Annotated in this window: 2 protein-coding genes and 3 pseudogenes; all 5 read left to right on the top strand. The window is 60.7% G+C overall.

Going from position 1 to position 10,255, the window contains the following annotated elements; translation table 11 throughout:
- Positions 1-695 (top strand): annotated as a pseudogene (locus ACODTW_RS27895) (IS630 family transposase); the annotation flags it as partial.
- A gap of 12 nt (positions 696-707) precedes the next feature.
- Positions 708-1,093 (top strand): annotated as a pseudogene (locus ACODTW_RS27890) (transposase); the annotation flags it as partial.
- Positions 1,094-1,191: 98 nt separating this feature from the next.
- Positions 1,192-2,000 (top strand): annotated as a pseudogene (locus tag ACODTW_RS27885) (integrase core domain-containing protein).
- Positions 2,001-2,642: 642 nt separating this feature from the next.
- A complete protein-coding gene (locus ACODTW_RS27880; RefSeq protein ID WP_488949475.1) occupies positions 2,643-7,985 on the top strand; it encodes a rhamnosyltransferase WsaF family glycosyltransferase in 5,343 nt (1,780 codons plus the stop codon).
- Between the two features lie 100 nt (positions 7,986-8,085).
- The coding region (locus ACODTW_RS27875) for a sulfotransferase family protein (RefSeq protein ID WP_488949474.1) at positions 8,086-10,255 on the top strand (2,170 nt) is incomplete at its 3' end.

Genomic DNA, 10,255 nt, shown 5'->3' with positions numbered 1-10,255 from the left:
GAAACTGCTGGAGGCGACGGGAGCCGTCGCCCATCCCGCCTCGCTGTCGCGGGCGCTGTTGAATGCCGGGTTCAGCGTTAAAAAACACACTGCTGGCGACCGAGTGCGGACGCGCTGACGTCCGGGATGCGCGGTAGGTCTGGCGCGAGAAACGCCAGCCCCGCATGTGCCAGGAGCCTCATCGCCTGGTCTTCATCGACGAGACGGCCACTACCACCAAGATGACAAGACTGCGCGGACGAGCCCGGCGTGGCCAGCGGCTTCGGGCAAGGGCGCCCTTCGGTCATTGGAAAACACAGACCTTCATCGCCGCCCTGCGCTGTGACGGGCTGACAGCCCCCTGGATCATCGACAGAACCATGAACCGCCAGATCTTCGAGACCTATGTCGAGACCCAACTCGCCCCCACGCTCCAGCCCGGCGATGTCGTCATCCTCGACAATCTCTCCAGCCACAAAAGCGAGAAGGCCAAGGCCATCCTCGATGAGCGCGGTGCCTGGTTCCTCTTCCTGCCTCCATACAGCCCGGACCTCAACCCCATCGAGATGGCCTTCGCAAAGCTCAAGGCCCATCTCCGACGCATCGGCGCAAGAACCATCGATGATCTCTGGAAAGCTATCGGAAACATCTGCGACCTATACGAACCAGACGAATGCTGGAACTATCTCAAAGCCGCTGGATATGCGTACAACTAAACGCTCGATGCTCTAATGATCGCCTGCGGCTATGAGGACGGTATCGACGCCAGCAGTTTGCGCGACGATCCGACTTTCAAGATGGCGCTCGGCCGGCTGCCCTCGGCGGCGGACCTCCGTTCGCAATCCACCATCTCGCGTCTGGAGAACCGACCGGACACCCGCGCCCTGCTGGGCATGGGCCGGGCCATGTGGTCGCGCTTTACTGCGCCAGTTTCCGCCAGATGCCATAGCGCATCGTGCTGGGCATCAATGATACGTTCGACACAACCAATGGCCAGCAACCGTTGCGGCTTATCAATGCCCTTTATGATGAATATGGCTTCCAGCCCATCATCGTCTTTGACGGCGAGGGCCGGTTCGTCGCGTCCCTCCTGCGCCCCGCCCGACGTCCCAGGGTCGGGAAATAGCAGGCCGCCCGCGTCGTCGAGATGAACACCAAGCTGCGCGTCCATCTGCCAACAGCCTGTACCGTACAGCCTGACCGGAGCACGTCATGACCACGGCAGAGAAGGTAGCACGCCGCAAGCTGAGCATGCTGCAACTTGCATCGGAGCTTGGGAATGTCAGCAAAGCCTGCAAGGTGATGGGCTACAGCCGACAGCAATTTTATGAGATCCGCCGGAATTACCAGACCTATGGGGCGGAAGGTCTGATCGACCGGCTGCCGGGCGCCCGCGGCCCGCATCCCAACCGTGTATCGGCGGAGGTGGAGACGGCGGTTCTGGATTATGCCCTGTCCCATCCCTGCCACGGGCCGCTGCGGGTGGCCCAGGAACTGGCGCTGCGCGACATCCAGGTATCATCGGGCGGGGTGCGCAGCCGCTATGCCGGGCCCGGCTCTATCCCAACAAACTGCCCCTGACCGCGGTCCAGACCCTCAATAACGAGGTGCTGCCCACCTTCGAGGCCGAGGGAGCGGCGATCGACGCCGTGCTCAGCGACAATGGCCGCGAATTCTGTGGCCGCGAGGACCAGCACCCCTATGAGCTGTTCCTGCAACTGGAGGGCATCGAGCACAAGCGCACCAAGGTCAAACGCCCGCAATCCAACGGCATCGTCGAACGCCTGCACCGCACCCTGCTCGACGAGCATTTCCGCGTCGAAGGCCGCCGTACCTGGTTCGATACGATCAAGGAATTGCAGACCGTGCTCGACCAGTACCTCATCGTCTACAATACCAGAAGGCCCCACCAGGGACGCGGCATGAACGGCCGCACACCCATCAAGGCCTTCCGCGATGGCATCCCCAAACAGCCAAAGGAGACACCCAACCCCAAACTCAAACTCAAAACAGCAGCCTGAAAACCACGCCAGAGCGGGCGACTGTCAGGGGATTACCGTATCTGTACAATTCGGGTTAGACAAGGGAAACGGACGAAGTGACTCCAATTTCTTTCAAATTTGACCAACAATGTGATCAGCACGTAGACGTTTGAATCTCGGATTGTTATTGTAGGTCCAAAGGAAGATTTCCGTTTGGAAATCTTCGGTCAAATGGGCAATTGGACATCATTCTCCATAACGGAGGACGCTTTGAAGGGACAGATTGTTTTGGCACGCAAAAAAGCAATGAATCCAGACGTAACAAAAATGTTGTCTGATATTTTTGACCCTACATATTATGCATCTATTGCCGATGATTTCAATCCATCGGAATGTGATTCCTTTTCTCATTTTATTGAATATGGCGTATACCAAGGGAAATCCCCTTCAATACTTATCAATTACCCCTCCCGCTTGCTTGATGGTATTGATCAACCTACCCCTCAGGATATTGAGGATTTTTATTTTCGCGCGCTTGACAATCAGGCAGATAACAACCAACACATAACACCTCTGTTTAATTCAAAATATTACGTCTCTCAGTTCAGTCAGGACGCTCCAAAGAGCCCTTTGCTGCATTTCTGTACTGTAGGCTGGCGGGAATTCAAGAATCCACATCCGTTGTTCAACACGCACTTCTATCTGGATACTTATCAGGATGTCCGTTTAAGTGGTGGCAATCCTCTAGTTCACTATCTGACCAATGGCGCCGCTGAGGGGCGCTCGCCCCATCCTTTGTTCAGCCCGGCAACCTATATCGCGTCACAAGGCGATGACGCGGCGAACAACCCCTTGCAGCATTATATCCAGCACACCCCCAAGCCGACAGACCGGCCACATCCGCTATTCGACACCGGGTACTATCTGTCACAGCAGCCCGACCTGTCGGTTGCCAACGGGGTGCCGCTTATTCACTACCTCATGGTGGGGGAACAGAGCGGCCTGAAGCCGCATGTGCTTTTCGACCCCACCTTCTACTTCCAGAACAATCCCGATGTGGCGGCCGCCGGCATGCGGGCCCTCCTGCATTTTGTGACGTCGGGTGGCGTGGAAGGGCGGTCGCCCCATCCCCTTTTCGATTCCCGTTTTTATCAAAAACGCTACGCGGACATTGAGGAGGCGCGCACCAATCCCCTGATCCATTATCTGACATTTGGCGCCCACGAGGACCGTGACCCGCATCCGCTGTTCAGCACCTCCTATTATCTGAATACTTACCCTGATATCCGCGCCGCCAATGTCAATCCGCTGGAGCATTTTGTGCGCGGTGGCGGATTCGAGGGCCGCAACCCCCATCCGTTCTTCAACAGCAATTACTATCTGGGCACCAATCCGGATGTCAAAGAGGCCAAGTTAAATCCGCTGCTGCATTTCGTGAGCTCCGGTGCGTTCGAAGGGCGCCGGCCTGTGCCCTTTTTCGATTCCGCCTATTTCATCAAGCATAATCCCGACCCCCATCGTCGCAATCCCCTGGTCCGGTATCTGGCGCCCGGCAACGCGGCCAAACAACCGCCCAATGAAGAACTTGGGAAGGTGCCGCGCCGCTACACGCCCCCCAACGGGTTGCTGCCCTGGTTCAGCCCCTTGAACATCAAGGTGGACGGTCGCCTGTCCGAAGTTCCGCACCTCAACATCCTGGTGCCGGGATTGGCGATGAAACATATGTCGGGCGGCCCCAACACCGCGATCAATATTGGCTATCGCCTGGCGCAGCGCGGTATCCCGGTCCGCTTCATCGCCACGAACGCCCCGCTGGATGCCGACCACGGCCCCTTCTGGGCCCATGCGGGCAAGCTGGCCGGCGTCACGGAACGACTGCCCAGCGCCACGCTGATTGATGGTTCGGACCGGTCGCAGCCGCTGGCCATCGGTGATCAGGATGTCTTCCTGGCCACGGCCTGGTGGACAGCCCAGATGGTGAAATATGCCCTGCCCTGGACACGTCACGACCGCTTCATCTATCTGATCCAGGATTACGAGCCGGTGCTGCATGCCGCCTCGACGCCCTGCGCCCTGGCCCTGGACAGCTATGGGCTGAATTATTTCCCCGTGATCAATTCCAGCCTGCTGCGCGACCATCTGGTGGAAAATCGGGTCGGCGCCTTCGGCGATCAGGCCTTTGCCGCCGCCGCCCATCATTTTGAACCCTGTGTCGATCCCAACTATTTCCGGATAGAACCCCGGACGGGCGGGAAGCGGCGGCTGCAATTCTATGCCCGCCCCACCAACGGGCTGCGCAATCTCTATGAGATGGGGGTCGCGGCCCTGCAATTGGCCGTGTCCCGTGGCTGCTTCGACGGCCAGGACTGGGAAATCATCGGCATCGGGGAACAGTTCCCCCCCGTGGCGCTGGGGCGCGGCCTGACCCTGGCGCCGGCCCCCTGGCATGATTTCGCAACCTATGCCGCCAACATGCGCAACACGGATGTGATGCTGTCGCTGATGATGGCGCCCCATCCCAGCTACCCCCCGCTGGAGGCCGCCGCCTGCGGGGCGATGGTCGTCACGACCAATTTTGGTTCCAAGACCACCCAGCGCATGCAGGACCTGTCCCCCAACATCCTGTCGGTGGAGCCGACGATCGAGGGGTTGGCCGATGCCCTGGCCGAGGCCATCGCCCGGCTGGACGACACCGCCGCGCGGCAGGATGGCGCCGCACTGGGCCTGCCGGCCAGTTGGGGCGAGGCGCTGGACGGCACGCTGGACGCCATCGAGACGGAAATCGGCACTATCCGCGCCACCGGCCTGCAACGGCTCCGTCGCCTGGAAACCGCCGTCGATCAACCTGTCCGCAACAGCTATGATCTGGCCCGACTGACCCGACTGGCCGAACGACGCAACCTTTATCCGGCCATCCATGAGCCGGGCCTGTTGTCCTTCATCACCACCGTCTGGAACACCGATCCCTATTTCATGCATGTCCTGGCGGAGAGTCTGTTCGCCCAGGATATGCTGCCCGACGGGCTGGAATGGCTGATCCTGGACAATGGATCGACAAACGAGGCCACGCTTCAGGCGCTGGCCGAGATCAGCCGCCACCCCATGGTGCGCCTGATCCGGGTGGAGGAGAACAAGGGCATCATCGGCGGCATGCGCATCGTTCTGGAACAGGCGCGCGGCCGTTACATCCTGCCCCTTGATTCCGACGATTACCTGTATCCCGACTGCGTGCGGACCATCACCTGGTTCATCCGCGAACATAACTATCCCGCGCTGGTCTATACGGACGAGGACAAGCTGCTGGGCGAGGATTTCCGGGATCCTTACCACAAGACGGGTTGGGATCCGGTCCTGTTCATCAATCAGTGCTTTATCGCGCATCAATGCGCCATTGACCGCCGACTGGCCCTCAAGCTGGGCATTTACAGTGATCCGGCGGCCGAGGGCAGCCACGACTGGGATACCTTCACCCGCTTCATGATCGCCGGCCACGAGCCGGTGCATGTCCCGGAAGTGCTCTATAGCTGGCGCATGCATCTGCAATCGACCTCCATGAATATCGGGTCGAAGCCGGTCGTCTATGACAGCCACAAGGCCGTCCTGCAGCGCTTCCTCGATTCCAAGGGGGCCAACCGGTTCACCTTGACATTGAGCGGCCTGTTCGGGGGAACGCCGGACTGGCGGATCATCCGCAACGAGCCGTCCCAACTGGCCAATCGTCTGGCGACGATTCTGATTGTGGACGATAGCAGCCCGATCGACCAGCCGCCCCAGCAATTGACCCGCGCCAGCGGCAGCCATGTCATCCGAATTTCAGCCCAGGGAGGCTCCAACTCCCTGGCGCGGGCCTTGACGATATTGCCGGCGGAGGTGACGCATGTGCATATCAGGGACATGCGGGTGCAGCCGCGCGACGCGGCGTTCCTGAACGAAGCGGAGACCTTCTTCGACCTGTTCCCGGAAACGGTCGCCGTCGGCGGTCGCATCGACGACGGCGCGCGGGTCATTTCGGCGGGCATCGTGCTGGGATTCGGCGGCGCCTGGAGCGCGCCCGACCTGGGGCGCGGCATCACCGACCCGGGATATTTCGCGCAATTGTTCAAAAGCCGGTCCGTCTCCGCCATTTCGTTGCGCCATGCCATCGTAAAGCGGGACTTCCTGGAACAGGTTGTCGCCGCGGCGGGCAAGGTGACGCTTAACGCGCTGGAAGCGTGGGTGGGAGCCCTGGCCTGTGAACAGGGCCGGCGGATCATCTACACCCCGTTCATCACCGCAACGACACAGGCCCCGGATTGGCCGGTGGCCGCGTCGGAAACCGAACGGCGGATCTTCCGCGGCCGCTTCGCGCCGTTGCTGCCCGACACCCGTTTCTACGCACGGCGCCACGGGCTTTCCGCCGCCACACGTTATCTCGATGTACCGGAATCCCAGCGCCGGCAGCAGGAAGCGACCCTGCGGATCACCGGCGGGCGGTCCTATCCGCATTGGCTGGCCGACCGGATCGCCAAGCGCAAGGATCAATATCTTGCGCAACCGGGCGATGTCAGCTTCTCCATCCTGACGACGGTCTATTACAAGACCGACATAGCGCTGTTCATCGAACTGGCGGACAGCATCCTGAACCAGGATTTTCCGGCCAAGGAATGGATTGTTCTGGCCCACGGCCCGATCCCCAATGAATTGTCCGTCCTGCTTCAGCACATGGCGGAACGGTCTGAGCTGGTGCTGATCGTACGCGATGTCAATCTGGGCATCGCCGGCGGCATGCACCTGTGCCTGCAGCAGGCCAGCGGCGAGTATGTGATTTCGGTCGATTCCGACGATCTGCTGACCATCGACGCACTGCGCATCATGGCGGTGACCATCCGCACGAACGCCTATCCCGGCCTGGTCTACTCCGACGAGGACATGCTGATCGGTGGCAATCTCACGGCCCCCTATTTCCGGCCGTCCTGGGATCCCATCCTGAATCTCGAAGGCTCGTTCATCTGGCATCTCTGTGCCATCAAGCGCAGCACCGCCAAACGGTGCCGCCTATATGCCGATGATGGTGCAACCTGGTGCCATGATTGGGACACCGCCGTTAAGGTGCAGCTCGATGGCGAAAACATCGTGCATGTCCCGGAGGTCCTTTATCACTGGCGACAGCACGAGGCGTCGAGCACCAACACCACGGCCGCCCCCCATCAAGGGTCCCTGCATTCCGTGCAGTGGGTTTTCGAGAATATCATCCGTCAGTCCCGCGCACCGGAACGTCTGCGTATCCGCGAATTCCCGGTTCTGCGCGGGAGCCGCGAAACCCATCTGGAGCGTGTGCCCGTGGCCCTTCCCCGGGTTGCGGACGTGTTCTTGAGCCCGGAACGGCCTTCCGCCAATGGCAGCGGCGTCATCCAGGTTCCGTTAACGTTCGGCCCGCTTCAGCTTCAGGACCTGCGCGAAACGGTCCGGCGGCTGGACACAACGCACATTGTGTTGCGGGCCGGCACCGGCAGCCGTCCGTGGACGGATGATGTTCTGGCGGAGGCCGTCAAGTATGTCGACCTTGTGCCGGAGGTTGCCATCGTGGCCGGACGGTACATTGACAGGAACGGCACGGTCGTCGCCGGCGCGGAAATCCTGACCAGGGAGGGGCATGTTGTCAGCCCGCTGAAGGGTAGCGATCGGAATTCGCCCGGCCGTTTCTCCCTGGCGCTGCGGCCGCACTGCGTCGATGTGCCCAACATTGCCAATTGCCTGATCGAGCGTCAGTTCCTGATGGAGGCCATCGACCTGGCACCGTTCAACCTGACCCTGCCCTACCTGTCATTGTGGCTGGCAGCCGTGGCCCATGCCAGGGGCCGCCGGATCGTCTATTCCCCGCTTGTGGTCGCGCCGGCGGATCACGGGATGGTGGGAACAGTTTACGATCGTGACGAGTCACGGCGGTTCTGGACATTCACCTGTTCGCACCTGAGAACCGACCCGATAGTGCCGCTGCGCGGTTTGGCGGGCTTTCTGCGTTACATGGAATTTGATGAAAATTAGCATCAAATAACAATCTTTGATGCCTTTACGGCACTTGACTATCAGTCTCAAAAATGAGCCCCTGTTTCCAGTTTTGAAGCGCGTGCATCGGAAAATTGTCATGGCCAATGGTATCGTCGCGCGGATCAAGGGAATGCTGCCCCAGCAGAAGGGGGGTGGCATCAAGGGCGGATTGGCCGTCCGCGGAGATAGTGATATTACAGGCCCAACAGAAAGCGAGGGGCGTGAACTGATGCCTTCGGCCCGTTCAGTGGCGTTCGGCCAGACGCTGGAATATGCACCCGTTGCCCAGCGGCGGTGCGTCATCGCTTTGGGCATGCATCGTAGCGGCACCTCCCTGCTGTCGAACATCCTGCATGTCATGGGTGTCGACATGAGCGGCGATCCCACCCCCGATATCTGGAATCCGGAAGGATATTGGGAACGCTGGGAAGTTGTTCGCTTACATGACGAGATATTGAGCATTTTGGGGCGTAGCTGGGGTGACCCGGCGCATTGCCTGCCCCTGGAGGGCGCCTGGTGGCGTCAGCCGACGCTGGCGGAGCCGCGTGCCAAGTTGACGGCCTTCATCAAGGAAAATGTCGATGCCGCCGGCAGGGGCTGGGGGCTCAAAGACCCGCGGATGGTCCGGCTTCTGCCATTGTGGCTGGATATTCTGGATGAGCTGGGTATCGAACCGCAGTTCATCGTCACCATGCGCCGGCCGGCCGATGTCTGCTCGTCCGTCGTCAATCGCGATAAGGTCTCGCCGGCGACGGCGGAGCTTCTTTATGCCACCTATTATGCCGACATATTCACCTATGCCCGCGGGCATATTGCCGCCATCGTCGATTATGATGGCTGGTTTGAAAACCCGATGCAGCAGGCGGCCACCATACAGTCGAGCCTGGGCTTGCGTTGGCCGCTCGACCTGACGGAACTGGAACGGTCGCTGCTGACCACCATCAATCCGGCGCACCGTCGGCACAAGGTCGACCGGCCCGCATTGTCCCCGTTCTCCCAGGCCCTGTATGACGAGTTCATTCGCCATCGTCAGACACCTGCCGATCTGGGCAAGGGCACGGACGGACTGTCGTCCGAATTGGAGTGCTTTATCAAGATGCGGGTGTTGTTCGGGGCCCATGCAGGCTCCGCCAACGCCCAGGCCCTGACGGCCCATGAAAAGAAAATAGCCGATCTGACCGCCGCGCTGGCCGTTGACAAGGACGCCTTGAAGAAAGCGGAGGCGGATATCGCCCGTGAACGCGAGGCAGCCCGACAGGCCACCGCGCGCGCAGAGGCAATGCGCAAGCAGGCAGAGGCCGCACACCAGGAGCGGGTGGCGCTTCTTGCTGAAAATGACCGGCTGAGGACGACCGTACTGTCCACCGACAGTCAAAAACAACAGCTCTGCGAGATGCTGGAGATTGACGCCAGCGGTGCCGACAGCATCGCACAATGCGTCTCCGTCGTCATTGCACGGGCTCGTGACCATGAGATGCTGCGGTCCAGTCGCGCCAAGCTGGAGGCCCAGCACACCGAGACCGTTGCGGCGCTTGCCGCCGCCTCGCAACGGATCACCCGGATTGAGGCAGACCTGGCCCGGGAAAAGCAGGAGCTGGCCCGTGTGAAGGCGGAGCTGGAGGAAACCCTTAAGGCCCTGCAGGCGGCCAAGGATGAGGGGCAGCGTCACCTTTCCGAAGCCCGATCGGAATTTGAAACCGAACTGGGGCGGAGCCGGGCCATAATCGCATCGCAACAGACCGCCCTTGAGATTGCCCAGCTCGCCAGAGACAAAGCCCTGAAAAATGCCGAGGCGCAGAAGGAACAGGCAAAACAGTCCTTTGCAGAATTGACCGCAGAGTTGAACGCGCTGCGTGATTCGTTGCAGACTCAGGTTTCCTTGACCGACGAACTGAAAGTCGCCGCGGAAAATGCCGAGGCCGCCTCGCGCCTTGCCGAAAGGCAGGCGCAGCGGCGTATTGCAGAGCTGGAAACGGCAGCGGCCGCCAGCCATGACCGGGTTGCCCAGGTCGAAGATCAAAAGCAGCAAGCCATCGACGCCCTGACCGTTGCCACGGCCAACGCGCGGGAAACTGCGCGCCTAGCAGAAGAACGGGCACAGCAGCGCATCTCAGAACTGGAAGCGGCAGTGGCCGCCAGCCATGAGCAGGTTGCCCAGGCCGAAGAGCAAAAGCAGCAAGCCATCGACGCCCTGACCCTTGCCACGGCCAATGCGCGGGAAACTGCGCGCCTAGCAGAAGAACGGGCACAGCAGCGCATCTCAGAAC

This window comes from Niveispirillum sp. FG148, assembly GCF_057809655.1.
Note: the sequence above shows the minus strand (reverse complement) of the source record. Positions and strands in the feature narration are given on the sequence as shown.